Raw genomic sequence first — 26,015 nt, 5'->3', positions numbered from 1 at the left:
TTGCTAACGCCTGTTACACGATCGTCGGCAAATGCGGACAAGACGGGGCTAAAGTACGGACGTTCGACTGCCGATGGCGTGCCCCCCATATGGCCCAGCCCCCCGCTCCCGCCCCGCCCGAGGGGGCCGGGACGGGAGCGGGGGCGGCGTAGGGCGTCAGGCGTCGCGGGACTGGGCGCGCAGGGCGCGGGCCAGGTCGTCGCGGGACTCCAGGACCAGGCGCCGCAGCGCCGGCGCCGCGTCCGCGTGCTCCGCGAGCCAGGCGTCCGTCGCCTCCACGGTGGCCGCCGTGTCCTGGAGCGAGGGGTAGAGGCCCTTCACCACGTGCATGGCGATCTGGATCGAACGCTCCGCCCAGATCCGCTCGATCACCTCGAAGTAGCGCGTGGTGAAGGGCGCCAGCAGGTCGCGCCGCGACGGCCGGCACATGCCGTCGATCGTGGCCTCGACCAGCGCGTTCGACAGGGCGTCCGACTCCACCACCATCGCCCAGGCCTGGTCCTTGACCGCGGCCGACGGCCGGGCCGCCAGACACCGCACCTGGTGCCGCTTGCCCGACGCCGTGTCGTCGCGCGCCAGTTCGGCCTCGATCACGGACTCGTCCACCACCCCGTGCGCGGCCAGCGGCAGCAGGAACGCCCACCGCAGCTCCTGGTCGACCTCCAGCCCGTCGATCCGCGCCGAACCCTCCAGCAGCCCCAGCAGCAGCTGGAAGTCGCCCTCCGAGGAGGCGCTCTCCGCGAAGAACCGCGCCCAGGTCAGCTGGTGCTCCGAACCCGGCTCGGCCAGCCGCAACTCGTGCAGCGCGCCGGCCGCCAGATCCCGCCCGCTCTGCTCGCGCCGCGCCGGCGCCGCGTAGTGGGTGACGGCGCTCAGCGCCTGCGCGTGCAGCATCTGGAGCACGCCGACGTCGCTCTCGCGGCCCGCGTGCGCCAGCACCAGCGACAGGAAGTCCCGCGCCGGGATCACGGCGTCGCGCGTCAGGTTCCACAGCGCCGACCAGCACAGCGCCCGCGCCAGCGGGTCCGTCAGGTCGCCGAGGTGGCCGCGCAGCGTCGTCAGGGAGCGCTCGTCGAAGCGGACCTTGCAGTACGTGAGGTCGTCGTCGTTGACCAGGACCAGGTCGGGCCGCTCCCGGCCGGCCAGTTCGGCCACCACCGTCCGCGCCCCCGCGACGTCGACCTCGGCCCGCGCGTAGCGTACGAGCGCCCCGTCGGCCTCCAGCCGGTACAGGCCCACCGCCACCCGGTGCGGGCGCAGCGGCTCACCCTCCTGGAGGACGGCGAGCTCCGCGACGCGGCCGTCCGCGTCGTACGTCACGGCCGGGGTGAGCACGTTGACGCCGGCCGTCTGGAGCCAGGCCCGCGACCACGCGGCCATGTCCCGCCCGGAGACCTCCCCGAGCACCGACAGCAGGTCCGCCAGGGTGGTGTTCCCGTAGGCGTGCGCCTTGAAGTAGCGCTGGGCGCCCTGCAGGAACGCCTCGCGCCCCACGTAGGCGACGAGCTGCTTGAGGACCGCCGCGCCCTTGGCGTAGGTGATCCCGTCGAAGTTCAGCTTCGCGTCCTCCAGGTCACGGATGTCGGCCGTGATCGGGTGCGTGGAGGGCAGCTGGTCGGCCCGGTAGGCCCAGGCCTTGCGGTTGTTGGCGAAGGTGACCCAGGCCTGGTCGAAGCGGGTCGCCTCGACGAGCCCGAAGGAGCCCATGAAGTCCGCGAAGGACTCCTTCAGCCACAGGTCGTCCCACCACTTCATGGTGACCAGGTCGCCGAACCACATGTGCGCCATCTCGTGCAGGATGGTGTTCGCGCGGCGCTCGTAGGAGGCCTGCGTCACCTTCCCCCGGAAGATGTACTCCTCGCGGAAGGTCACCATCCCCGGGTTCTCCATCGCGCCGAGGTTGTACTCGGGCACGAACGCCTGGTCGTACTTCCCGAAGGGGTAGGGGTAGTCGAAGATCTCGTGGAAGAGGTCGAAGCCCTGCTTGGTGACGCGGAACACGTCGTCCGCGTCGAAGTGCTTCGCGAGCCCCTGGCGGCACATCGCGCCGAGCGGGATCGTCAGGTCCCCGCGCGTGTAGGTGTCCGTCACGTAGTGGTACGGGCCCGCGATCACGCACGTGATGTACGTGGAGATGGGCGCGGTCTCGGCGAAGCGGCGGGTCCGTCCCTCGCGGGACTCCTCCACGCCGTTGCTCCACACCTGCCAGCCCTCGGGCGCGGTCACCTCGAAGCGGTACGGGGCCTTGAGGTCCGGCTGCTCGAAGTTGGCGTACACGCGGCGGGCGTCCGCCGGCTCGTACTGGGTGTAGAGGTAGACCTCGCCGTCCTCCGGGTCAACGAATCGGTGCATGCCCTCGCCGGTCCGGCTGTAGGCGCAGTTCGCGTCCACGACCAGGACGTTGTCGGAGGCGAGGTCGTCCAGGGCGATCCGGGCCCCGTCGAAGACCTCGGCCGGGTCGAGGACGCGGCCGTTGAGGGTGACGGAGTTCACCGACGGGGCGATCAGGTCCGCGAAGGAGGAGGCGCCGGGGACGGCGGCGCGGAAGCGGAGGGTCGTCACCGACCGGAAGGTGCGGGGTCCCTCGGCCGGTTCGGCCTCGTCCACCGCCGACGTCAGGTCGAGCATCACCTCGTACCCGTCGACGGACAGCAGCTCGGCCCGCTCGCGGGCCTCGTCTCGGGAAAGGTTCACACCGGGCACGTGCACTCCTTCGTGCGTGATCGCGTTCTTCGGTTCGAATCCTCCCACGAGGGAATGCGCGCGGGTCAGGACCTGTTGGCCACGGTGATGGTGATGAGCAACGCCTTGAGTGCCTTAGCTGATACGAGGAGAGACATGGCCGACACGCAGGTGCGCGAGAAGACCCCCGTCGACTTCTGGTTCGACCCGCTCTGCCCCTGGGCCTGGATGACGTCGCGTTGGGTCCTCGAAGTCGAGAAGCTCCGCGACATCGAGGTCCGCTGGCACGTGATGAGCCTGGGCGTGCTCAACGAGAACAAGCTCGACGAGCTGCCGGAGTCCTACCGCAAGCTCCTCGGCCCCGAGGCCTGGATCCCGGTACGCGTGGTCATCGCCGCCGAGCAGAAGTTCGGCAAGGAGATCACCGGCAAGCTGTACACCGCGCTCGGCACCCGCATCCACAACGAGGGTCGCGGCAACACCCACGAGGTCATCGTGGAGGCGCTGGAGGAGGTCGGTCTCCCGGCGGAGCTGGCCAAGTTCGGCACCACCGACACCTTCGACGCGGAGCTGCGCGCCTCCCACAACGACGGCATCGAGCGGGTCGGCCAGGAGGTCGGCACCCCGGTGATCTCCGTGCCCGGCTCGGACGGCAAGGACGTGGCCTTCTTCGGCCCGGTCGTCACCCCCACCCCGCGCGGCGAGGACGCCGCCCGCCTGTGGGACGGCACCCTCCTGGTGGCCTCCACCCCGGGCTTCTTCGAGATCAAGCGCACCCGCGACAAGGGCCCCAGCTTCGAGTAGTCCGCAGCTTCGAGCAGTCCCGGCCGGTCCGGGCGACGCGTACGAAGGCCCCCCGCGAGTCACGTCCTCGCGGGGGGCCTTCGCTGTACACGTCCGCCGGTGAAGGTTGAGAAGACGATCACGAGGCGGACGGGTCGAAGACGCCGATCAGCCCTTGACGGGGATCAGCAGCGGGGTGTTCGCCTTGGCGTCGGCGTAGCGCTTGGCCACGTCCTGCCAGTTGACGACGTTCCACATGGCCTCGATGAAGTCCACCTTCTGGTTCTTGTACTGAAGGTAGAAGGCGTGCTCCCAGGCGTCGAAGACGAGGATCGGCACGGAGGCCTGACCCACGTTGCCCTGGTGGTCGTAGACCTGCTCGACGATCAGCCGGCCGCTGATGGGCTCGTACGCGAGCACGCCCCAGCCGGAGCCCTGCGTGGCGGAGGACGCGAAGGTCAGCTGCTTCTTGAACTTCGCGAACGAGCCGAAGGACTCGGTGATCGCGTCGGCGAGGTCGCCCACGCCGTCGGCCGCGGTCGGCTCGCCGCCGCCCTCGCCGGTCTTCGGGCTGGCCATGTTGTGCCAGTAGATGCTGTGCAGGATGTGGCCGGAGAGGTGGAACGCGAGGTTCTTCTCCAGGCCGTTGAGGGCGCCCCAGTTCTCCTTGTCGCGCGCCTCCTCCAGCTGCTCCAGCGTGGTGTTGGCGCCGGCGACGTAGGCCGCGTGGTGCTTGTCGTGGTGCAGCTCGATGATCTGCGGGTTGATCACCGGCTCCAGGGCCGCGTAGTCGTACGGAAGTTCAGGAAGCGTGTAGATGGCCATGCGTGTTGTCCGGTCCCCTCGGCGTGCCAATCGCTAATTGCAATTAATGCGCAACTGCACGCTAGCAGCATCTATTCCGTTGATCACGTAAGGGTCACCTCTCCCCAACGCGGAGGGGCCCCGTGCGCACGCACGGGGCCCTCCGGACGGCGGGTGGGTCAGCGGCTCGCCGCCGCCCGGCGCCGCTGCATGACGTAGCCGGTGACCGCGAGGGCCACCGTCAGGCCGCCGGTGAAGACCACCTGGACCCGCGTGTCCCCGTCCAGCGCCATCAGCACCAGCACGCCGGCGACCCCGGCCAGCGCGACCCACGTCAGGTACGGGAAGCCCCACATCCTCACGACGAGCTTCTCGGGGGCCTCCCGCTCAAGCCGGCGGCGCAGCACGAACTGGGAGACGGCGATGAAGCCCCAGACGATGAGGATCACCCCGCCGACCATGTTCAGCAGCCAGGCGAACAGGGTGTCCGGGTACCAGTACGAGAGCAGGACGGTGACGAACCCGAAGCCCGAGGACGCCAGCACGGCCCGGCGCGGCACCCGGCCGCTCACCTTCGCCAGAGCCTTGGGGCCCTGCCCCCGGGACACCAGGGAGTAGGCCATGCGGGAGGAGCCGTAGATGTTGGCGTTCATCGCGGACAGCAGGGCGATCAGGATGACCACGTTCATGATCTGACCGGCGGCCGGGATGCCCAGGTGGTCCAGGGTCGCCGCGTACGGGCCCTGGCCGGTGACGGCCGGGTCGTTCCAGGGCAGCAGGGTGACGATGACCAGCATCGAGCCGACGTAGACGATCGCGATGCGCCACATGGTGGTCTTCACGGCCTTGGCCACGCCCTTGACCGGGTCGGCGGACTCGGCGGCGGCGATGGTCACCGTCTCCAGGCCGCCGTACGCGACGACGGAGGCGAGCAGGCCGACCAGCAGACCGTCGACCCCGTTCGGCAGGAAGCCGCCGTCGTGCAGCAGGTTCGCGGCGCCGGGGGAGGAGGTGCCGGGCAGCAGGCCCAGGATCGCCAGGGTGCCGAGACCGAGGAAGAGGGCGATGGCGCCGATCTTGAGCGCGGCGAACCAGAACTCGAACTCGCCGAAGTTGGAGACGGCGGCCAGGTTGCTGCCGCAGAAGAAGGCCATGAAGACCAGCACCCACATCCACGACGGGGTGCCGGGGAACCAGCCCGTCATGATGTGCGCGGCGCCGATCGCCTCGATGGCGACGCCCACGCACAGCAGGGTCCAGAACATCCAGCCCGCCGTGAAGCCGGCCCACGGGCCGATGGCCCGGTCGGCGTGGACGGAGAAGGAGCCGGAGGCGGGGTTGGCGGCGGACATCTCGCCGAGCATCCGCATCACGAACATCACCAGCAGCCCCGACGCGGCGTACGCGAGCACGATCGAGGGGCCGGCGGCCGCGATGCCCGCGCCCGAGCCGACGAAGAGGCCCGCCCCGATGACGCCGCCGAGGGCGATCATCGAAAGGTGGCGCTGCTTGAGGCCGCTGCCGAGGGGCGTGGAGCCCTCGGGGCTCGGGGCCTGCGGCCGATCGGGGGGCGCGAGGGTGCTGCTGCTCTGGCTCATGGGGGTGTGCCTGTTCGGTGTGCGGGGGGTGGTGCGCGGTCTCGTGGTGAGGGGCCCAGTCTGCCCAGCGTCCGATTACCGGACGTTTTGCGTCCGCTATCCGGACCCCCGCTTCACGGATGGTGATCACGTCCGTACGCTCGCGGGGGGCGCGGCGGCGGATGCCCGGCCGGCCGGGAGAGGGGTACCGCGATGGAGCGCACCATCAGGGACATGAGCGCCACCGGGCGGGGCGTGCTCGTCACCGGCGCCTCCCGGGGCATCGGGCGGGCGGTCGCGACCGCCTTCGCCGCGCAGGGCGACCGCGTCGCCGTGCACTGCTCGACCCGCCACGCGGACGCCGAGGAGACCCTCGCCGGCCTCGCGGGGGAGGGGCACGTCCTGCTCACCGCGGACCTCGCGGATCCGACCGCCGTCGAGGAGCTCGCGGCCGCGGCGGAGGAGGCGCTCGACGGCGTGGACGTCCTGGTCAACAACGCCGCCGTGATGATCGCGCACCCGCTGCCCGACACCTCGTACGAGGACTGGCAAGGGGCGTGGCGTCGGACCGCCGCCGTGAACCTCTTCGGCGCCGCCGACCTGAGCCACCGCGTCGCGCACCGCATGATCGAAGCCGGCCGCCCCGGCCGCATCGTCAACGTCGGCTCGCGCGGGGCCTTCCGGGGCGAGCCCGACCACCCCGCCTACGGCGCCACCAAGGCCGCCCTGCACGCCCTGGGCCAGTCCCTCGCCGTCTCGCTCGCGCCGCACGGCATCGCCGTCGCCTCGGTGGCGCCCGGCTTCGTCGCCACCGAGCGCGTCGCCGGGCGGCTGGAGGGGGCCGAGGGCGAACGCATCCGGAGCCAGAGCCCGTTCGGCCGCGTCGCCGACCCCGGCGAGATCGCCTCGGCCGTCCTCTACCTGGCTTCCCCGGCCGCAGTGTGGAGCTCGGGCGCGGTCCTCGACGTCAACGGGGCCTCGTACCTGCGCACCTGAGGCTCACGCATCCGAAAACGTCGGACAGGGCCCCCGCGCCGCAGCACGGGGGCCCTGTCCGACGTTCCGACGTACGGCGCCGGCGGCTCAGGCCGCCGAACGGCGCGCGCGCACCTCGCGCACCCACGCCACCACCAGCACCGCGGCCGCCGCCCCCGAGGACCACAGCAGCTGCGGCCGGGCCGAGTCGTCGAACAGCATCAGCACCAGCACCGCCGCCATCCCCAGCAGCGCCGCCCACGTCAGGTACGGGAACAGCCACATCCGCAGCGTCAGCCGCTCCGGCATGTCCCGCTCCAGCTTCGGCCGCAGCCGCAGTTGCGAGACCGCGATCAGCGCCCACACGAACAGCAGTACCGCGCCGACCGCGTTGAGCATGTAGAGGAACACCGTGTCCGGCCACAGCAGGTTCAGCACGACCGACACGAAACCGAAGGCGACCGACGCGAACACCGCCCGGCGCGGCACCCCGCCGCCGGAGACCTTCAGCAGCGCCCGGGGCGCCTCGCCGCGCTCGGCCAGCGAGAAGACCATGCGCGAGGAGCCGTAGAGGTTCGCGTTCAGCGCCGAGAGCAGGGCCACGAAGACCACGATGTTCATGATCTGCCCGGCCGCCGGGATGCCGATCGAGTCGAGGACCGCCACGTACGGGCTCTGGCCCGGCTCCAGCGAGTCCCACGGCAGCAGCGTCACGATCACCAGCATCGAGCCGACGTAGAAGAAGAGGATGCGCCACACGGCGCTGCGCACCGCGCGGGCCACGGACTTGGCCGGGTTGTCGGACTCGGCGGCGGCGATGGTGACGACCTCCAGGCCGCCGAACGCGAAGATGACGGCGAGCATGCCGGCGACGACCCCGCCGAAGCCGGCCGGGAAGAAGCCGCCGTCCCCGGTCAGGTTGGCCATGCCGACGGGGTCCCCAGAGGGATTGGACGCAGTGGGCAGCAGGCCGAAGATCGCGAGCGTGCCCAGGATCAGGAACAGCACGATCGCGCCGACCTTCAGCGCGGCGAACCAGAACTCGAACTCGCCGAAGTTGCGCACCGCCGCCAGGTTGCTGACGGTGAAGACCACCATGAAGAGGAGCACCCACACCCACTGGTCGACCGACGGCAGCCAGCCGTTCGCGATCTTCGCGGCGCCGGTCGCCTCCACGGCGAGCACCACGACCAGCAGGAACCAGTACAGCCAGCCCGCCGAGAAGCCGGCCCAACGGCCCAGCGCCTTCTCGGCGTAGACGGAGAAGGAACCGGAGGCGGGCATCGCCGCGGACATCTCGCCGAGCGCCCGCATCACCAGCATCGCGAGCGCGCCCGCGAGCAGGTACGAGCAGATGATCGCCGGGCCGGCGATGCCGATGCCGGCGCCGGAGCCGACGAAGAGCCCGGCGCCGATGACGCCACCGAGACCCAGCATGGTCAGGTGACGCTGCTTGAGGCTGTGGCTCAGCGGCTCCGGGGGCAGGTCGGTGTCGACGGCGGGTGGATCGGGCAGGCGGTCGCGCATGAGGGGTGCTCGTACTCTCGGTCGGCCAAGCGGAGCTGGGTGGTCTCTGGGCTGCACAAGGGATTGGCGGGAACCTACAGTCTGGCTGGAGGGCGGCTGTAGGAGCAAAAAGGATGTGTCGTAGAACATAGGCCGTGACGCGGATCACGCCAACTCGGGTGTCAGTCCGGGACTTTGTGCGGTCTCCACCAAACCGGGCAGTCGGGCTTTGTCCCGGCCGATGCCGGCCCGGCGCCGCGCGGCGCACTAGCCTCGCGGTGTCCTGTTGATCACCACCCCCGCGGAGCCCCCGATGAGCACTGCTTCCGTCTCCTTCCGGCCCGGCGCCGTCCTCGCCGACCTGCTGCCCGCGACCCGGGTCCGCGACATCGCGCTCGTCGTCGGCGGCGCCGCGCTGACCGGTCTGGCCGCGCAGATATCCGTACCGGTCCCCGGCTCGCCCGTCCCGGTCACCGGCCAGACGTTCGCCGCGCTGCTGGTCGGAACCGCCTTCGGCGCCCGCCTCGGCTTCCTCGCGCTCGCCCTGTACGCCGCCGCCGGCGCGGCGGGCATGCCCTGGTTCGCGGGCGGCACCTCCGGCGCCTTCGGCGCGTCCTTCGGCTACGTGCTCGGCATGCTGCTCGCCGCCACCGTCGTCGGCGCCCTCGCGCGGCGCGGCGCGGACCGCTCGGCGGCGCGTACGGCGGGCACGATGGTGCTCGGCTCGGCCGTGATCTACGCGGTGGGCGTGCCGTACCTGATGGCCGCCACCGGAATGTCCCTGGGCGCGGCCGTCGCGGCGGGTGTGACCCCGTTCCTGATCGGCGACGCGCTCAAGGCCGCGCTGGCCATGGGCGCCCTGCCCGCCGCCTGGAAGCTGGCCGGCCGCCGCGGCTGAACCGCCGGACAGACCCTCGCGCGAAAGCCCCGGACCACGACGGAGTGGTCCGGGGCTTTCGCGTTCCTCCCCACGGGAGCCCGCGTACGGGCTCCCGCAGGACGGCTAGGCCGAGACCTCGGCCGCCGCGGCCTTGCGGCGGCGCAGGTCGCGGACGGTGCCGATCGCGACCACCACGGCCGCCACCAGCAGCGAGAGCAGGACGACCTCGCGGTTGGCGTCGTCGAAGAGCATGTAGACGAGCACGCCGGTGATCATCAGGGCGGTGGCCCACGTCAGGTACGGGAAGAGCCACATCTTCACGGTGACCTTCTCCGGCGCCTCGCGCATCAGGATCCCGCGCATCCGCAGCTGGGTCAGGCAGATGACCAGCCACACGAAGAGCGCGATGGCACCCGAGGAGTTCAGCAGGAAGTTGAAGACCGTGTCCTTGAAGGCGTAGTTGAAGTACACGGCGACGAAGCCGAAGACCACCGAGCCGAGGATCGCGGCCGTCGGGACGCCCTTCTTGTTGACCTTCGCGAAGGACTTCGGGGCGTCGCCGCGCTCGCCGAGCGAGAACGCCATGCGCGAGGCGGTGTAGAGGCCCGAGTTCAGGCAGGACAGCACGGCCGTCAGGACGATCACGTTCATGATCTGGCCGGCGTGCGCGATGCCGATCGAGTCCAGGGCGGCCACGTAGGAGCCCTTCTCGGTGATCGACGGGTCGTTCCACGGCAGCAGCGTCAGCACGATGAAGATCGAACCGAGGTAGAAGACGCCGATGCGCCAGATCACGGAGTTGGTGGCCTTGGTGACCGCGCGGCGCGGGTCCTCGGACTCGCCGGCGGCCAGCGTGACGATCTCGCTGCCCATGAAGGAGAAGACGACCATCAGCACACCCGTGAGCACCGAGCCGACGCCGTTGGGCATGAACCCGCCGGTGTCCGTCAGGTGCGCGAAGCCCGCGCCCGGGTTGTCCGAGCCCGGCAGCAGGCCGAAGACGGCGAGCATGCCGACGACCACGAACGCGCCGATGGCGACGACCTTGATGCCCGCGAACCAGAACTCGAACTCACCGTAGGAGGCGACCGAGCCGAGGTTGGTGACCGTCAGGACGACCATCACGATCAGGGCCCAGGCCCACTGCGGGACGGCCGGTATCCAGCTCTCCAGGATGACCGCGCCGGCGGTGGCCTCCACGGCCAGGACGACGACCCAGAAGAACCAGTACAGCCAGCCGATGGAGAAGCCGGCCCAGCGCCCGAGCGCCCGGTCCGCGTAGGCGGAGAAGGAGCCGGAGTTCGGGGAGGCGGCGGCCATCTCGCCCAGCATCCGCATCACGAAGACGACCATCGCGCCGACGAGGGCGTACGAGATCAGGATGGCGGGGCCGGTCTTGGCGATGCCGCCGCCGGAGCCGACGAAGAGGCCGGCGCCGATGACGCCGCCGATGGCGATCATGGACAGGTGGCGGTTCTTGAGACCGGCCTTCAGACCGTCGGAGGGCTGGGCGGAGCCGGGTTCACCGGTCGGGCCGCCTGCCTTCTGAAGGGTCGTCGTGGTGCTCATGGACGATTCCTTAGGAGTTTCGGGTCGCTCGGGTTGCGAGCCCCGGCATTCAAACCCGATTCACCCGCTGTGCGGAAGACCTTCCTCCGATGGTTGCCCGGGGCACAGGGTCCGGGACCAAGGTCCTTACCCGTCCTGTCTGGGTCCTTTGGGTTTACTTGAGGTTTAGAAGTGATTTACGCGACACCCGCTGCGGGCGCTCCGGCGGGCTCGTGACACACTCGGTGCATGCGCGTGTACCTCGGATCCGACCATGCCGGCTTTGAGCTCAAGAACCACCTCGTGGACTGGCTCAAGAACAACGGCCACGAGCCCGTCGACTGCGGGCCCCACATCTACGACGCCGTGGACGACTACCCGCCGTTCTGCCTGCGCGCCGCGGAGAAGACCGCCGCGGACGCCGACAGCCTCGGCATCGTCATCGGCGGCTCCGGCAACGGGGAGCAGATCGCCGCGAACAAGGTCAAGGGCGTGCGCGCCATCCTCGCCTGGAGCGTGGAGACCGCGAAGCTCGGCCGCGAGCACAACAACGCCAACGTCATCTCCGTCGGCGGCCGCATGCACACCCAGGACGAGGCCACCGCCTTCGTCGAGGCCTTCCTGGCGACCCCGTACTCCGACGAGGAGCGCCACACGCGCCGCATCGAGATGCTCTCCGCCTACGAGACCACCGGCGAGCTCCCCCCGATCCCGGCCCACCACCCGCAGGGCCAGTAGGACCACCACCCGTGCCGCCGGACCCGGGGTCCGGCGGCACGGTCGTGCACAGACCAGGAGCGCCACCGTGCCCGAAGGGCATACGATCCACCGCCTCGCCCAGGACCACACCGAGCGGTTCGTCGGACGGACCGTACGCGTCAGCAGCCCCCAAGGCCGCTTCGCCGAGAGCGCGGCCCTGCTCGACGGGCGCACCCTGGAGGGCGCCGAGGCCCACGGCAAGCACCTCTTCCTGGAGCTCGGCGACGCCTGGATCCACATCCACCTCGGCCTCTTCGGCAAGCTCGGCTTCGGCCCCGCCCCGGCCCCGCCGGCCACCGACACGGTCCGACTGCGCCTGCTGAACGACGACCACTACGCCGACCTGCGCGGCCCCACCGCCTGCGCGCTGCTCGGCGAGGGCGAGAAGAAGGCGATACACGAGCGGCTCGGCCCCGACCCGCTGCGCCCGACCGACGACCCGGACCGCGCCTGGAAGCGGATCTCCCGCTCCCGCACCACCATCGCCGCCCTGCTCATGGACCAGAAGATCGTCGCCGGCATCGGCAACGTCTACCGCGCCGAGGTCCTCTTCCGACACGGCATCGACCCCTACCGGGCCGGCAAGGACGTCACCCGCGCCGAATGGGACGCCATGTGGACGGACCTGGCGGCGCTGATGCGCGAGGGCGTACGCCACAACCGCATCGACACCGTCCGCGACGAGCACCTCCCCGAGGCCATGGGCCGCCCGCCACGCGTGGACGACCACGGGGGCGAGGTGTACGTCTACCGCCGGGCGAACCTGCCCTGCCACATCTGCGCCACCGAGATCCGCACCGCCGACCTGGCCTCCCGCAACCTCTTCTGGTGCCCCACCTGCCAGCAGCACTAGGTCGCGGCGGAGGCAGCTCAGCCCAGCCCCCGCTCGCGCGTCGGTGCCGGCGGTGGCGCCTCAACCCAGCCCCGCCGGCGTTTGAGGCGCGGGTCCGGGCGGAGCCCGGGGAACGGTGGAAGGACGGGTAGGGGACGGCCCCGCAGGGCCACCCACCCGCCCCCGCGCCCTAGAACCCGTGCGGCAGCCAGGGGGCCACGTCCCAGGCGAAGGCCCGCGACACCCGCGCCACCGCCCCCGGCCGCAGCTCCCGCACCCGCCCCGCCGCCGCGAGGGCGGCCAGGGTGTCCCCGCCCAGGTACGCCGCGCCGAGCTCCCGCACCGACAGCGCCACCTCCGCCGGGTCCGCAGTCCTCGTACAAGAGACCGAACCGGCGGAGCCCCCCGCCACCAACCGCCACCGCCCCGCGTTCCACGGGCAGAAGTCGTCCTCCACCTCCAGCACCACATCCACCGGCCCCGCATACGCCCGCGCGGCCAGCGCCCCCGGCAGATCCACCAGCCGCACGTGCAACGCGTCCCGCTTGCGCGGCGTCACCCGGCGGATGTCACTGACCAGGTGCAGCAGCGCGTCGTCCACGGGCCGCCCGTACGCCTGGACGTGCCACGTCAGGTCGATCTCGAAGAGGTAGCGCCACAGGGCCGCGTACGACGCCGGGTCCAGCGCGTCCAGCTCGCTCACCAGGACCTTGCCGTCCGAACCGCTCTGCTCCCAGTCCGGCTTCACCCGGTAGCGGGCGTACCCCGTGACCTCCCCCCGCGGCCCCTCCGCCACCACGCACTTCAGCGGCGACGCGCCCGCCCGCCTCGCTTCCGGGTCCAGCACCCCGACCCGCTCCCACCCCGGCTGCCTGGCCGTCATCCCCGGTCGGGTCGCCGGCAGCGCCGCGTAGACCCGCTCGCAGTCGGCCAGCGCCTTCTCCGGGTCCACCAGGCGCAGCCGCACCGCGTCCGTCCCCGGCGGCACGGAGAGGCGTACGCGGGTGGTGTCGACGTCGACGGACATCGCGTACGTGCCCGTGCCGTAGCCGAAGCGGCCGTAGATCGCCGGCTCGGAGGCCGTCAGCACGGCGAGCGGTTCACCACCCGCGCGGATGTCGTCCAATTGGCGGCGCATCAGCGAAGTGAGCACCCCCCGCCTGCGGTGCGTGGGGGCGACCCCCACCATCGTCACCCCCGCCGCCGGGACCAGCGCACCGCCCGGCACCGAGAGGCGGAACGTGAAGGCGCCGGCCGAGCCGACGCAGGTGTCCTCGTCCCAGACGCCCAGCGAGCGCGCCGGCTCCGTCAGCGTTTTCCAGAGCTCGCGCTCCTCGGGACTCTCGGCCACACCACCGAACGCCAGTTCAAGATGGTCGTACCAGGCATCCCACTCGTCAGCCTGCAATACACGCGTATCAAGAGCCATGGGTCATCCCTACCAGGGCCGTACGTCCTGGTCGAAATGTTTTCCACCCCCTGATCGTCCGAGGTCCGGGGGTACCCCTGCGCGCACACAGCCACGATGGATAGGGTCCACAGACAATGGCCCGAGCACGCGTGGAGACGCTCATGGCCCGGGGGCGCAAGCTGTCGCACCGGGCCCGCACCGCCCTGCGCAAATCCGCCGTCGACTACTTCCGCGGCGACGCCTCCGACTGGCTCGCCCTCCTCGGACTGCTCCTGACCGTCCCCGCCCTGGCCTGCGGCACGCTCGTGCTGCCCGTCTGGTTCTCCCCGGCGGCCCTGGTCCTGCCCATCGTGGCGGGCGGACTGCTGCTGCGGCCCGCCAGTCTCCTCGCCCTCTACGCCGCCTCCGCCACCGCGCTGATCATCGAGGCCCTCGTCCTCGGCCCCTACACCCAGGGGCCCGCCAGGGTCACCCCGGGCACGGTGCTCGTGGTGGCCGCCTGCGGCTTCTTCGGGCTGGTCATCGCCCAGTTCCGCAGCCGCGTCGGCGTGCCCTGGCGGCGCGGCGGCACCATGCTCTTCGACCTCCGCGAACGCATCCGCGTCCAGAGCAAGCTCCCCGCCCTGCCGCGCGGCTGGCACCGGGAGATGGCCCTGCGCCCGGCCGGCGGCCAGTCCTTCTCCGGGGACTTCGTCGTCGCCGCCCGCACCGGCGGCGGCCGCACCCTGGAGATCGTCCTCACCGACGTCTCCGGCAAGGGCATGGAAGCCGGCTCCCGCGCCCTGCTGCTCTCCGGCGCCTTCGGCGGCCTGCTCGGCGCCCTGCCCCCGCACGGCTTCCTGCCCGCCGCCAACGGCTACCTGCTCCGCCAGGACTGGGACGAGGGCTTCGCCACCTCCATCCACCTCGTCCTCGACCTGGAGACCGGCGACTACGAACTCCTCTCCGCCGGCCACCTCCCCGCCCTCCAGCTCTCCGCCGGCACCGGCCGCTGGCAGGAGGTCTCCGGGGAAGGCCCCCTCCTCGGGGTCTACGACGGCGCCGAGTTCGAGCCAGCCCGCGGCAACCTGCGGCGCGGCGACGTCCTGATGCTCTTCACCGACGGCCTCGTCGAAACCGCCGACCGCGAGATCAGCGAGGGCATCGACCGGCTCACGGGCGAAGCCGACCGCTACGTCGCCGCCGGCTGGGAGGGCGCCGCCTGGCACCTCATCGAGAAGGTCGCCAAGGACGTCAACGACGACCGCGCCCTGCTCCTGATCCGCCGCTCGCCCTGACGCGGGGTGGGGCTTACCCCACCCCGGGGCGCCGGGCCGCACCATGGACGCCGCCGCACGGTGATCCATAGCGTCGGGGACGACAACGGCTCCGGCAGGGGAAGGCGGCACACCATGGGGTTCCGGCGCGAACGGCGACAGCCCGCGGTCGAGCACGGGGGAGACGGCCACGGCACTGCCGCCGTGGAGCTGCGCGGCGTCACACGCGTCTACGGGCGCGGGGCCGGACTCGTCCACGCCCTGCGCGGCATCGACGTATCCCTCCCGCGCGGCAGCTTCACCGCCGTCATGGGCCCCTCGGGCTCCGGCAAGTCCACGTTCCTCCAGTGCGCGGCCGGACTCGACCTCCCCACCGAGGGCTCCGTCCGCCTCGGCGGCACCGAACTCACCGGCATGAACGAGAACCAGCTCACCGAACTGCGCCGCAGCCGCCTCGGCTTCGTCTTCCAGGCCTTCAACCTGATGCCCTCGCTGACCGTCGAGCAGAACGTACTGCTGCCCATGCGGCTCGGCGGCGGCCGCCAGGACCGCGCCCGCGCCGCCGAACTGCTCGCCCGCGTCGGCCTGGAGAGCAAGGGCCGAAGCCGCCCCGCGGAACTCTCCGGCGGCCAGCAGCAGCGGGTCGCCATCGCGAGGGCCCTGGTCACGCGGCCCGACGTGGTCTTCGCCGACGAGCCCACGGGCGCCCTCGACACCACCACCGCCGGCGAGGTCCTGGCCCTCCTGCGGGACGCCGTCGACACCCTGGGCGCCACCGTCGTCATGGTCACCCACGACCCGGCCGCCGCCGCCCACGCCGACCAGGTCCTCTTCCTCGCCGACGGCCTGATAGCCGACCGCCTCCCCCGCAGCACCCCTCTGGCGGTGGCCTCGCGCATGACGACCCTCACCACGTCCACTGCCTAGCGGTGTCGTCAAGGAGCGTCGGCCGCCCGCCGGCCGGGGCCACCTGCCAGCGGTAGCCGGGGGAGGGACTTCGCGGACACCCCCCGGGGCCTGTCCGGCGGATCATGGCCGGGCCGGCGGCGCCCGGCACGGCGCCTCGCCGCGTTGCCTCCCCTCAGCCCTGCGGGCCGGGGGAGACCCATGGCACCGGACCCCGCCGCCCATCCGACCCTGATCCGCCGGACAGGCCCTGGTCGGCGCCGGCCGGGGCGCGCGGGGTCGGGGGTGGCGGGCTCGGTGAGGGCGTCCTACCGGTCACCGCCGTCCAGGCGGGCTCGGTGAGCCGGACCTACCGGTCCACCGCCGTCCAGGCGCTCAGGCCCAGTCGGCCCGTGGTGCCGAGGTCGACGGGGGCCGCGAGGGTGAGCCGCAGGCGAGCGGCGCCCGGCTTCGGCGTGAGCTCCAGTACCCGCCCCTCGGCGGGCGGCGTCGACACCTCCGTGACCGTGTTCCGCCACACCAGCCCCACGGACGCCGCCTGTCCCGGCCGGAGCGTGACCTTCCGGGGCGGCGCGTCGAAGCTGTCCATGACGGTCACGCCGTTCGCACCGTGCCCGACCTTGACCTCCACGGGCCGCCCCTGGCCGTCCAGCAGCCGGATGTCCGGGTAGCCGTTCAGTACGTAGTCCCCGGTCCCGCAGTTGATCAGCTGGAAGTCGGCCACCCGCAGCCCCATCGCCGCGTTCCCGACCCCCTCGACGAGCCGCGCGCCGCCTTCACAGGCCGTGGGCGAGGGGCTCGGCGAGACGGATGCCCGGTTCGGCAACTCCTCGGCCCGCACGATCCCGCTCGGCACCGCCACGGGCCCACCGGCCCCGGCGCCCTCCGACGCCACCGTCGTCCCGCACCCCACCAACGCCCCCCGCGAGGACCACACCCCCGGCCGCCCGCGCCCAACCCCGCCCCTTTGTGATCATCCGATGACCTTAGAACGCACCCACGCCCCAGACCAGGCTCCCACCACCCGCTTCCCGTCCCTTCCACCGCTTCCCCGGCGCCGGCCCTGCCCCCCGGGCCCTGCGGCCCCTGCGGCGCCAGCCCGCCCCGGGCCCTGCGGCCCCTGCGGCGCCAGCCCGCCCCGGCCCTGCGGCCCCTGCGGCCCCTGCGGCGCCAGCCCGCCCCGGCCCTGCGGCCCTGCGGCGCCAGCCCGCCCCGGCCCTGCGGCCCCTGCGGCGCCAGCCCGCCTCGGCCCTGCGGCGCCGACCCGCCCCGGCCCTGCGGCCCCTGCGGCGCCGACCCGCCCCGGCCCTGCGGCCCTGCGGCGCCGACCCTGCCCCTTCCCCAGGCCGGCCGTCCCCGCCCTGAGCCGCCGGTCTGCCCCAGCCCTGCGGCCACCTGGCTGCCCCAGCCCTGCGGCCCCTGGCCGCCTCGGCCCTGCGGTGCCCGGGGTCCGCCTCGGCCCTGCGGGCACCGGCCCGCCCGGCCCCTGCGGCGCCGGCCCTGACCCTTCCCCAGGCCTGGCTTCCTCGCCCCTGCGGCCCCGTGCGGGCGCGCCCCGATCCGGTCCGGCCCCGGCGCGCCCCAACCTCCCCAGCCCCCCATCGGCCGCCGGCCGGCCAATCCCCCGTGATTGGACCGTTCCCGCGTCCCGTCCGGCCTCTAGCGTGCCGCCATGGACCGCACCCTCGCCGACGACCTCGCGCGCCTGCCCGAACTGCTCGACGCCACCCGCCGCGCCGCCGCCGCGACGCTGGCCGGGCTCGACGCCCGACCCGTCGTCGTACCGCCCGTCGACTCCCTCCCGGACCCCGAGCCGCTCCCCGAGCACGGCACCGGCACCGAAGCGGCGCTGGCCGCGTTCGAAAGCCGCTGGGCCCCGCGCCTGTCGGCCTCCGCCGGCCCCCGTTACCTCGGCTTCGTCACCGGCGGCGCCACCCCCGCCGCCCTCGCCGGCGACTGGCTGACCGCCACCCACGACCAGAACTCCAACTCCGCCCTCGACGGCGCGGGCCAAGACCTCGAACGCGAAACCGTCACCTGGCTCCGCGACCTCTTCGGCCTCTCCGCCGCCCACACCGGCACCTTCGTCAGCGGCGCCACCATGTCCAACACCACCGGCCTCGCCATCGCCCGCGAATGGCTCGGCGAACGCCTCGGCGTCTCCCCGGCCGAGGACGGAGCGGCGGCCCTCGGCCCGGTCCGCGTACTCTCCGGCGCCCCGCACTCCTCCATCGCCAAGGCCCTCTCCGTCCTCGGCCTCGGCCGCGGATCCCTCGTCGCCGTCCCCACCCTCCCGGGCCGCGAGGCCGTCGACCCCGCCGCCCTCGACCGGGCGCTCGCCGACACGCCCGGCCCCGCCGTCGTCGTCGCCAACGCCGGCACCGTCAACACCGTCGACTTCGACGACCTCCCCGCCATCGCCGCCCTCCGCGAACGCCACGACTTCTGGCTCCACACCGACGCCGCCTTCGGCGCCTTCGCCGCCCTCTCCCCGGACCACGCCCACCTCACCGCCGGCCTCGACGCCTCCGACTCCCTCTGCGTCGACCTCCACAAGTGGCTGAACGTCCCCTACGACAGCGCCGTCCAGTTCACCCGCCGTCAAGACCTCCAGGCCCGCGTCTTCCAAAACTCCGCCGCCTACCTCGGTCCCCTCGGCGACCACCCCGACCTGGTGCACCTCACCCCCGAGAACTCCCACCGGCTGCGCGCCCTCGCCGCCTGGTTCACGCTCCGCGCCTACGGCCGCACCGGCCACCGGGAGATCGTCGAGCGCGACATCGCCTGCGCCCACGCACTCGGCGCCGCCCTGGAACGCGACCCGGCCCTGCGGCTGCTCGCCCCCGTCCGCCTCAACGTCGTCTGCTTCACCCTCACCGAACGCCCCACCGCCGAGCGCCTGACCGCCCTGCGCCGGGCCGTCGAAGCCGACGTCTTCCTGACCCCCACCGTCTACGCGGGAACCCCCGCGCTGCGGGCCGCGTTCTCCAACTGGCGTACCACGCGGGCCGACGCGCACCGGGTCGCCGAGACCCTGAGTACGGCGGCGAAGGAGCTCACATGACAAACCGCCCCCTGACCCTGACCGAGGTCGAGGCCCTCGCCCGCGCGGCGCACGAGGGCCAGACGGACAAGGCCGGCCGGCCCTACGCCGAGCACCTCGCAGCCGTCGCCGAAGGCGTCCGCCTGCGCGGCGGCAGCCCCGACCAGCAGGCCGCCGCCTGGCTCCACGACGCCATCGAGGACGACGCCCTGACCCCCGCCTGGCTGGCCGACGCCGCCCTTCCCCCAGCGGTCAAGGCCATCGTCCTCGCCCTCACCAAACGCCCCGGAGAACCCCTGGAGGAGTACGCGGCCCGCATCCTCGCCACGCCGGGCGCCGTCCTCGTCAAGGAAGCCGACCTCGCGCACAACGCCGACCCCGTACGTCTCTCCGTACTCGACGCGCCCACCCGCGAGCGACTGACCGCGAAGTACGCCCGCGTCCGCTCCCTCCTCGGCATCACCGCGCCCTGACGCCGCCGGCATGCCCGAAATGCGGCCATTCCGGACCCACTTGGCGCGAAGGAAGCCATGGTGATTCGTCACGAGACGGATAGCGCGGGCGTGTTGGTGGGAGGATGGTGCGTATGGGGATACGCACGGCCGTACGCCCCGGGCCGACCAGGGGACGACCGAAGGTGTGATCAGTAGTGGCCATTTCGCTGTCAGTCGTGGTTCTGTTGGCGATCATCCTGGTGATCCTGATCCGCGGCAAGCACATCAAGGCCGGCCCCGCGATCGTCGCGGTCCTCTTCGGCTTCTTCCTGGCGTCCAGCTCCATCGCCCCGGACGTGAACCGCTTCCTGAACTCCCTCGCCGACACCATCGCCGGCATCAAGCTCTAGCGCGCCGGCGCCCACGCAGCGGGCCCGGAAACGCGTCAGGGCCAGGTCGAGGAAACGTCCTCTGACCTGGCCCTGAGCCGTAGAGAGCGGGTGACGGGAATCGAACCCGCGTAGCTAGTTTGGAAGACTAGTGCTCTACCATTGAGCTACACCCGCAACACGCGCGCCGCAGGTCGGGGACCGCGGCACGGACAGCATCCTAGCGGGTCGCGCGGGGGGAGCGCACACCCCTTTCGGCGCCGCGCCGGCCCTCGGGCGCCGGCCCGGCGGGCCCGCCGGGAAAACCGGGGGCGTCGGAGGGTCTCCGGGCATGTACCCTACGTGTCGCACCGACGGGGTGTGGCGCAGCTTGGTAGCGCGTCCGCTTTGGGAGCGGAAGGTCGTCGGTTCGAATCCGGCCACCCCGACCAGTCAGCAATACCCCCCGCACGGGATCTCTCACGAAGATCGCGTTGTGGGCTGATTGCCGCTTGCGGTTACTATGCAAACTGCGTGCCCGTGTGTCTGATGTACCGGGCCGAATCCGCCGAACCGCTGAATCGCAGCGATGCGGCGAACCCCCAGCAGTCAGCCACAAGGAGACCGAACCGTGAAGAGCGCCGTGGAGACCCTGAACCCGACTCGGGTTCGGCTCACTGTTGAGGTGCCCTTCGAGGAGCTCAAGGACAGCCTCGACGCGGCCTACAAGAAGATCAACCAGCAGGTCACGGTGAAGGGCTTCCGCAAGGGCAAGATCCCCGCGCGCGTCATCGACCAGCGCTTCGGCCGCGGTGCGGTGCTGGAGGAGGCCGTCAACGACGCCCTCCCGAAGTTCTACACCGAGGCGGTCAACGAGGCCGACCTGAACCCGCTGGGCCAGCCCGAGGTCGACATCAAGGAGCTGAAGGACGGCGAGCTGCTGTCCTTCACCGCCGAGGTGGACGTCCGCCCCGAGATCGAGATCCCGGACTACTCCGGCATCGAGGTCGAGGTCGACGCGGTCGAGGTCTCGGACGAGGACGTCGAGAAGTCGGTCGAGCAGCTGCGCGGTCGCTTCGCGTCCACCAAGGACGTCGAGCGCGCCGCCGCCGAGGGTGACGTCGTCACCATCGACCTCGAAGCCAAGGTCGACGGCGAGGTGCTCGCCGACGGCGTCGCCTCCGACGTCTCCTACACCATCGGCTCGGGCGAGCTCCTCGACGGCATCGACGAGGCCGTCAAGGGCCTGGAGGCCGGTGGCGAGGCCACCTTCACCTCGCAGCTGAAGGGCGGCTCCGCCGAGGGCAAGGACGCCGAGGTCACCGTCAAGGTCACCAAGGTCTCCGCCCGTGAGCTGCCGGAGCTGGACGACGAGTTCGCCCAGATGGCGAGCGAGTTCGACACCCTCGAAGAGCTGAAGGCCGACAGCCGCAAGCGCCTTGAGAACATGAAGCAGTACGACCAGGCCACGCAGGCCCAGGAGCGCGTCCTGGAGAAGCTGCTGGAGCTCGTCGAGGTCCCGATCCCCGAGAAGCTGCTCGCGGACGAGGTCCAGACCCGCAAGCACAACCTGGAGCACCACCAGCTCGGCCAGATGGGCCTTGACCTGGCGAAGTTCCTGGAGATCCAGGGCAAGACGGTCGAGGAGTTCGACGCCGAGACCACCGAGCAGGCCATCAAGGGCATCAAGACCCAGTTCGTCCTCGACGCGCTGGTCAACAAGGAGAAGCTGGGCGTGAACCAGGAGGAGCTCACCGAGCACCTCATGCGCCGCGCGCAGTCCTCCGGCATGTCCCCCGACCAGTTCGCCCAGGCGGTCGTCGAGGGCGGCCAGGTCCCGATGCTGGTCGGCGAGGTCGCCCGCGGCAAGGCCCTCGCGGTCGTCGTGGAGAAGGCCAAGGTCGTCGACACCAACGGTGAGGAGATCGACCTCTCCGACGACGAGGACGAGACCGAGACGGCCGCCGAGGTCGTCGAGGCCGCCGTCGAGGGTGACGCCGCCGAGGCCGACGAGGCCAAGTAACACCCCGGGCGAAGCCCACTGAGCAGTGCCCCGAAGGGCCCGGACGCGAGCGTGTCCGGGCCCTTCCGCACACCCGCCGGAAGGCGGGCGGAGCTTGCGCTCCGAGCGAACAGTTCGGGAAGCGGGATGGCGTTGTCCTACCTGCGCGTTAGGGTCCATGAATACGAGGGCACGGGAGTACCCGACGCCGGAGGGCTTCGCACCACCGGTAGGTCCGCGCCCCAGAACGAGACGCTGAGACGGCATGTGGCCGTCGGAGACGAGCAGGTGGATACGTGACGAATCTGAAGCCTTACGCCGCGGGTGAGCCGTCCATCGGTGGTGGCCTCGGCGACCATGTCTACAACCGGCTGCTCGGCGAGCGCATCATCTTCCTCGGCCAGCAGGTCGACGACGAGATCGCCAACAAGATCACGGCGCAGCTCCTCCTCCTGGCCGCGGAGCCGGAGAAGGACATCTACCTGTACATCAACAGCCCCGGCGGCTCGGTGACGGCGGGCATGGCGGTCTACGACACCATGCAGTACATCCCGAACGACGTCGTCACCATCGGCATGGGCATGGCGGCCTCGATGGGCCAGTTCCTGCTCACCGGCGGCGCCCAGGGCAAGCGCTTCGCGCTCCCGAACACCGACATCCTGATGCACCAGGGCTCCGCCGGCATCGGCGGCACCGCCTCGGACATCAAGATCCAGGCCCAGTACCTGCTGCGCACCAAGCAGCGCATGGCCGAGATCACCGCGCACCACTCGGGCCAGACCGTGGAGGCGATCATCCGCGACGGCGACCGCGACCGCTGGTTCACGGCGGAGGAGGCCAAGGACTACGGCCTGATCGACGAGATCATCTCCGCCGCGTCCCTGGTCCCGGGCGGCGGCGGCACCGGGGCCTGACCGCCCCGGCCCCGGCGTACGGGGCACCGTACGCCCGCCCGCCCGTTCCAGGCACCCTCAGCCCGCGCAACGCCACCAGGATGGTGAACACCCAGATGCAGAACAACTTCTCCGCGAGCGGCCTCTACTCCGGCCCGCAGGTGGACAACCGCTACGTGATCCCGCGCTTCGTCGAGCGCACCTCGCAGGGCGTGCGCGAGTACGACCCGTACGCGAAGCTCTTCGAGGAGCGCGTGATCTTCCTCGGCGTGCAGATCGACGACGCCTCCGCCAACGACGTCATGGCGCAGCTGCTGTGCCTGGAGTCGATGGACCCGGACCGCGACATCTCGATCTACATCAACAGCCCCGGTGGTTCCTTCACCGCGCTGACGGCGATCTACGACACGATGCAGTTCGTGAAGCCGGACATCCAGACGGTCTGCATGGGCCAGGCGGCCTCCGCCGCCGCCGTCCTGCTGGCCGCCGGCACCCCCGGCAAGCGCATGGCGCTGCCGAACGCCCGCGTGCTGATCCACCAGCCCTCGGGCGGCACCGGCCGCGAGCAGCTCTCCGACCTGGAGATCGCGGCCAACGAGATCCTGCGCATGCGTGACCAGCTGGAGACCATGCTGGCCAAGCACTCGACCACGCCGATCGAGAAGATCCGCGAGGACATCGAGCGCGACAAGATCCTCACGGCCGAGGACGCGCTCGCGTACGGCCTGATCGACCAGATCATCTCCACCCGCAAGAGCAACGCGCTCTGATCCTTGCCGCCAGTTGGCGTGGGCACGCTGCCGCATTCGGCGATGTGAACCACGTCAAGGGGGCCCCGTACGGGGCCCCCGGCAAGGTACCGTCGGATATGAGGCACCAGGAGCGCTGAACCAGGCGTCTCCCAGGCGAAGGGGAAGCACCTCGTGGCACGCATCGGTGACGGCGGCGACCTGCTCAAGTGCTCGTTCTGCGGAAAAAGCCAGAAGCAGGTGAAGAAGCTCATCGCAGGACCCGGTGTCTACATCTGCGACGAGTGCATCGACCTCTGCAACGAGATCATCGAAGAGGAACTCGCGGAGACCTCCGAGGTCCGGTGGGAGGAACTCCCCAAGCCCCGTGAGATCTACGAGTTCCTGGAGAGCTACGTCGTCGGCCAGGAGCCGGCGAAGAAGGCGCTCTCGGTAGCGGTCTACAACCACTACAAGCGCGTGCAGGCCGGCGAGAACGGCGGCGCGCAGGGCCGCGACGACGCGATCGAGCTCGCGAAGTCCAACATCCTGCTGCTGGGCCCGACGGGCTCCGGCAAGACCCTGCTCGCGCAGACGCTGGCGCGCATGTTGAACGTCCCGTTCGCCATCGCCGACGCGACGGCGCTGACGGAGGCCGGCTACGTCGGCGAGGACGTCGAGAACATCCTGCTCAAGCTGATCCAGGCGGCCGACTACGACGTCAAGAAGGCCGAGACCGGGATCATCTACATCGACGAGATCGACAAGGTCGCCCGCAAGAGCGAGAACCCGTCGATCACCCGCGATGTGTCGGGCGAGGGCGTCCAGCAGGCCCTGTTGAAGATCCTGGAAGGCACGACGGCCTCCGTCCCGCCGCAGGGCGGGCGCAAGCACCCGCACCAGGAGTTCATCCAGATCGACACGACGAACGTGCTCTTCATCGTGGGCGGCGCCTTCGCCGGCCTGGAGAAGATCATCGAGTCGCGCGCGGGCGCCAAGGGCATCGGCTTCGGGGCGACGATCCGCTCGAAGCGGGAGATCGAGGCGAGCGACCAGTTCCAGGAGGTCATGCCGGAGGACCTGGTGAAGTTCGGGATGATCCCCGAGTTCATCGGCCGTCTCCCCGTCATCACCTCGGTCCACAACCTGGACCGCGAGGCGCTCCTCCAGATCCTCGTCGAGCCGCGCAACGCGCTGGTGAAGCAGTACCAGCGGCTGTTCGAACTGGACGGCGTCGAGCTGGACTTCGAGCGCGAGGCCCTCGAAGCCATCGCCGACCAGGCCATCCTGCGCCAGACGGGCGCGCGCGGTCTGCGCGCCATCATGGAGGAGGTCCTCATGTCGGTGATGTACGAGGTCCCGTCCCGCAAGGACGTGGCCCGCGTGGTCATCACCTCCGATGTGGTCCGCTCCAACGTCAACCCGACGCTGGTCCCCCGCATCGTCCCCAAGGACCAGGGCCCGCACGAGAAGTCGGCGTAGTCGGTAGGACACACGCGAGGAGGGGCGCCCCGGACATCCGGGGCGCCCCTCCTCGTATGTCGTGGGCCGCCGTCAGTTCTTGACGCGGGCGGTGTTGTAGAGCTTGGCGGTGAGGTCCGCGGCCTGCTCCAGGGTGTAGCCGGCCTTGCCCGTGAGGGAGGCCGCCGGGTCGGCGGCCGTGACGGTGCCCAGGGTGCTGTAGTCGCCCCACACGCAGAGGGGCATGATCGATTCCTTCGGGCCCTTGACCGTCGCGTCCTTCGCGGTGAACTTGACCTCCTGGCACTTCATCACGGCGCCCTTGAAACCGGCGGGGGTCATGGCCTTGGGGGTCCCGACGAGCTCGACGTTCACCTTGTCGTTCTTCTTGGCCGCGTTCATCTGGGCCGTGGCGAAGTAGGCGTCCACCGACTTGTCCGGGCTGCCGATCCGCCCGAAGTAACCGTTGAAGCTCAGGCCCTTGGCCGTCAGGGCGTTCTTCGGGTCGCCGGCCGTGTAGCTCATGCCCGCCTTGCCGGCGTCGATGATGCCGGCGGCCTGGACCTGCTTCTTCTCCTCGTCGGTGATCGGCTTCTCTTCGTACTTCGGGTTCTTCTGGAACTCGCCGACCGACGGCGGCGCGACCAGCTTGTAGCCCTTGGTGGCGTCGGAGATCTCGCCCTCGGAGCCGCCCAGGAAGTACCAGCCGCCGCCCGCGATGACCGCGACGGCCACGATCACGCCGATGACGACTCCGGCCTTCGACTTCTTCGGGGGGTCCTGCGGGGGCATGCCGCCGTACGGGGGCTGCTGCTGCGGCTGCTGGTAGCCGTACGCGGGCGGCGGCTGCTGCGGGTAGCCCGGCTGCGGGGGCTGCGGGGGGTAGCCCTGCGGCGGGACGCCGGGCGGGGCCTGCTGGGGGTATCCGTAGCCGGGCTGCCCGGCGGGCTGCCCGTACGGGTTCGGCGGCGGGGGCTGCTGCCCGTAGGGCCCCGGCTGCTGCGGCTGCTGCTGCCCGTACGGGCCCGGCTGGTGGTAACTCATCCCGCGTCCCCCTGTGAGGTTGCTTATCTGCTCCACACATCCTGGCGGAAGCGGGCCCCGCACACCGCGCCGGGGCCCCGGGATTACCGGTTTCAGTACCGGACCGTTACGCCTCTAAACTGT

General features: G+C 71.4%; 22 protein-coding genes and 2 tRNA genes. 15 read left to right on the top strand and 9 right to left on the bottom strand.

Annotated features, from left to right (window positions below):
• Positions 1 to 156: 156 nt before the first annotated feature.
• Positions 157 to 2,703: an aminopeptidase N gene (gene pepN / locus M4D82_RS12055; protein WP_249766051.1), complete on the bottom strand. Its 2,547-nt coding sequence runs from the start codon at positions 2,701 to 2,703 to the stop codon at positions 157 to 159.
• A 135-nt stretch (positions 2,704 to 2,838) separates the two neighbouring features.
• Between pepN and M4D82_RS12050 the strand changes: the two genes are divergently transcribed.
• The gene (locus M4D82_RS12050; protein WP_249766050.1) at positions 2,839 to 3,486 is read left to right on the top strand and encodes a mycothiol-dependent nitroreductase Rv2466c family protein; all 648 of its coding nucleotides are present in this window, start codon (positions 2,839 to 2,841) and stop codon (positions 3,484 to 3,486) included.
• Positions 3,487 to 3,633: 147 nt separating this feature from the next.
• Here M4D82_RS12050 and M4D82_RS12045 read toward each other — a convergent pair whose 3' ends face one another.
• Both M4D82_RS12045 and M4D82_RS12040 read right to left on the bottom strand, forming a co-directional pair.
• Positions 3,634 to 4,290 (bottom strand): superoxide dismutase, encoded by a 657-nt coding sequence (locus M4D82_RS12045; protein ID WP_249766049.1) that lies wholly within the window; start codon positions 4,288 to 4,290, stop codon positions 3,634 to 3,636.
• A gap of 158 nt (positions 4,291 to 4,448) precedes the next feature.
• Positions 4,449 to 5,867, bottom strand: a complete 1,419-nt coding sequence (locus M4D82_RS12040) for an amino acid permease (protein WP_249766048.1) — start codon at positions 5,865 to 5,867, stop codon at positions 4,449 to 4,451.
• A gap of 213 nt (positions 5,868 to 6,080) precedes the next feature.
• Between M4D82_RS12040 and M4D82_RS12035 the strand changes: the two genes are divergently transcribed.
• Positions 6,081 to 6,842, top strand: a complete 762-nt coding sequence (locus M4D82_RS12035; protein WP_249766047.1) for an SDR family NAD(P)-dependent oxidoreductase — start codon at positions 6,081 to 6,083, stop codon at positions 6,840 to 6,842.
• 87 nt (positions 6,843 to 6,929) lie between these two features.
• Here M4D82_RS12035 and M4D82_RS12030 read toward each other — a convergent pair whose 3' ends face one another.
• Positions 6,930 to 8,348: an amino acid permease gene (locus tag M4D82_RS12030; protein WP_249766046.1), complete on the bottom strand. Its 1,419-nt coding sequence runs from the start codon at positions 8,346 to 8,348 to the stop codon at positions 6,930 to 6,932.
• Between the two features lie 292 nt (positions 8,349 to 8,640).
• Here M4D82_RS12030 and M4D82_RS12025 point away from each other — a divergent pair, with 292 nt between their 5' ends.
• Positions 8,641 to 9,225 carry a biotin transporter BioY gene (locus tag M4D82_RS12025; RefSeq protein WP_249766045.1) on the top strand — a complete coding sequence of 195 codons (585 nt, stop codon included), beginning with the start codon at positions 8,641 to 8,643 and terminating at the stop codon, positions 9,223 to 9,225.
• A 105-nt stretch (positions 9,226 to 9,330) separates the two neighbouring features.
• Here M4D82_RS12025 and M4D82_RS12020 read toward each other — a convergent pair whose 3' ends face one another.
• Positions 9,331 to 10,776: an amino acid permease gene (locus M4D82_RS12020; protein ID WP_249766044.1), complete on the bottom strand. Its 1,446-nt coding sequence runs from the start codon at positions 10,774 to 10,776 to the stop codon at positions 9,331 to 9,333.
• 228 nt (positions 10,777 to 11,004) lie between these two features.
• Between M4D82_RS12020 and M4D82_RS12015 the strand changes: the two genes are divergently transcribed.
• Positions 11,005 to 11,493, top strand: coding sequence for a ribose-5-phosphate isomerase (locus tag M4D82_RS12015; protein WP_249766043.1), 489 nt, complete (start codon positions 11,005 to 11,007; stop codon positions 11,491 to 11,493).
• 67 nt (positions 11,494 to 11,560) lie between these two features.
• The gene (locus tag M4D82_RS12010) at positions 11,561 to 12,367 is read left to right on the top strand and encodes an Fpg/Nei family DNA glycosylase (protein ID WP_249766042.1); all 807 of its coding nucleotides are present in this window, start codon (positions 11,561 to 11,563) and stop codon (positions 12,365 to 12,367) included.
• Between the two features lie 169 nt (positions 12,368 to 12,536).
• On the opposite strand, the gene M4D82_RS12005 is transcribed toward M4D82_RS12010, so the two are convergent.
• Complete coding sequence (locus M4D82_RS12005; protein WP_249766041.1) at positions 12,537 to 13,775, bottom strand: GNAT family N-acetyltransferase; 1,239 nt, start codon at positions 13,773 to 13,775, stop codon at positions 12,537 to 12,539.
• A 116-nt stretch (positions 13,776 to 13,891) separates the two neighbouring features.
• Here M4D82_RS12005 and M4D82_RS12000 point away from each other — a divergent pair, with 116 nt between their 5' ends.
• Together M4D82_RS12000 and M4D82_RS11995 are read left to right on the top strand one after the other, a co-directional pair.
• Positions 13,892 to 15,034 carry a PP2C family protein-serine/threonine phosphatase gene (locus M4D82_RS12000; protein ID WP_249766040.1) on the top strand — a complete coding sequence of 381 codons (1,143 nt, stop codon included), beginning with the start codon at positions 13,892 to 13,894 and terminating at the stop codon, positions 15,032 to 15,034.
• Positions 15,035 to 15,148: 114 nt separating this feature from the next.
• A complete protein-coding gene (locus tag M4D82_RS11995; protein ID WP_249766039.1) occupies positions 15,149 to 15,940 on the top strand; it encodes an ABC transporter ATP-binding protein in 792 nt (263 codons plus the stop codon).
• Between the two features lie 328 nt (positions 15,941 to 16,268).
• On the opposite strand, the gene M4D82_RS11990 is transcribed toward M4D82_RS11995, so the two are convergent.
• Positions 16,269 to 16,781, bottom strand: coding sequence for a DUF4232 domain-containing protein (locus tag M4D82_RS11990; RefSeq protein WP_249766038.1), 513 nt, complete (start codon positions 16,779 to 16,781; stop codon positions 16,269 to 16,271).
• A gap of 810 nt (positions 16,782 to 17,591) precedes the next feature.
• Between M4D82_RS11990 and M4D82_RS11985 the strand changes: the two genes are divergently transcribed.
• The 3 genes from M4D82_RS11985 (at position 17,592) to M4D82_RS11975 (ending at position 19,806) form a co-directional block, all read left to right on the top strand.
• Positions 17,592 to 18,983: a pyridoxal phosphate-dependent decarboxylase family protein gene (locus tag M4D82_RS11985; RefSeq protein WP_249766037.1), complete on the top strand. Its 1,392-nt coding sequence runs from the start codon at positions 17,592 to 17,594 to the stop codon at positions 18,981 to 18,983.
• Positions 18,980 to 19,435, top strand: coding sequence for an HD domain-containing protein (locus tag M4D82_RS11980; protein WP_249766036.1), 456 nt, complete (start codon positions 18,980 to 18,982; stop codon positions 19,433 to 19,435). Before M4D82_RS11985 ends, M4D82_RS11980 begins: the two co-directional genes overlap by 4 nt.
• A gap of 176 nt (positions 19,436 to 19,611) precedes the next feature.
• Positions 19,612 to 19,806, top strand: a complete 195-nt coding sequence (locus tag M4D82_RS11975) for a hypothetical protein (protein WP_249766035.1) — start codon at positions 19,612 to 19,614, stop codon at positions 19,804 to 19,806.
• A gap of 85 nt (positions 19,807 to 19,891) precedes the next feature.
• On the opposite strand, the gene M4D82_RS11970 is transcribed toward M4D82_RS11975, so the two are convergent.
• Positions 19,892 to 19,962 (bottom strand) — tRNA-Gly (locus M4D82_RS11970).
• Between the two features lie 177 nt (positions 19,963 to 20,139).
• Here M4D82_RS11970 and M4D82_RS11965 point away from each other — a divergent pair.
• From M4D82_RS11965 to clpX, 5 genes are all read left to right on the top strand, one after another.
• Positions 20,140 to 20,216, top strand: a tRNA-Pro gene (locus M4D82_RS11965).
• 179 nt (positions 20,217 to 20,395) lie between these two features.
• A complete protein-coding gene (tig, locus tag M4D82_RS11960; protein WP_249766034.1) occupies positions 20,396 to 21,787 on the top strand; it encodes a trigger factor in 1,392 nt (463 codons plus the stop codon).
• 275 nt (positions 21,788 to 22,062) lie between these two features.
• Entirely contained in the window at positions 22,063 to 22,680 is a 618-nt protein-coding gene (locus M4D82_RS11955; RefSeq protein ID WP_249766033.1) for an ATP-dependent Clp protease proteolytic subunit, read from the top strand.
• 80 nt (positions 22,681 to 22,760) lie between these two features.
• Positions 22,761 to 23,429, top strand: a complete 669-nt coding sequence (locus tag M4D82_RS11950) for an ATP-dependent Clp protease proteolytic subunit (RefSeq protein WP_283844466.1) — start codon at positions 22,761 to 22,763, stop codon at positions 23,427 to 23,429.
• A 153-nt stretch (positions 23,430 to 23,582) separates the two neighbouring features.
• A complete protein-coding gene (gene clpX, locus M4D82_RS11945; RefSeq protein WP_249766032.1) occupies positions 23,583 to 24,869 on the top strand; it encodes an ATP-dependent Clp protease ATP-binding subunit ClpX in 1,287 nt (428 codons plus the stop codon).
• 72 nt (positions 24,870 to 24,941) lie between these two features.
• Here clpX and M4D82_RS11940 read toward each other — a convergent pair whose 3' ends face one another.
• On the bottom strand, positions 24,942 to 25,892 hold the full coding sequence (locus M4D82_RS11940) for a hypothetical protein (RefSeq protein ID WP_249766031.1): 951 nt from the start codon (positions 25,890 to 25,892) through the stop codon (positions 24,942 to 24,944).
• Between the last annotated feature and the right edge of the window lie 123 nt (positions 25,893 to 26,015).

It is taken from the genome of Streptomyces sp. RerS4 (genome assembly GCF_023515955.1).
GTDB lineage: Bacteria > Actinomycetota > Actinomycetes > Streptomycetales > Streptomycetaceae > Streptomyces.
This window is presented reverse-complemented; position numbering and strand designations above follow the sequence as displayed.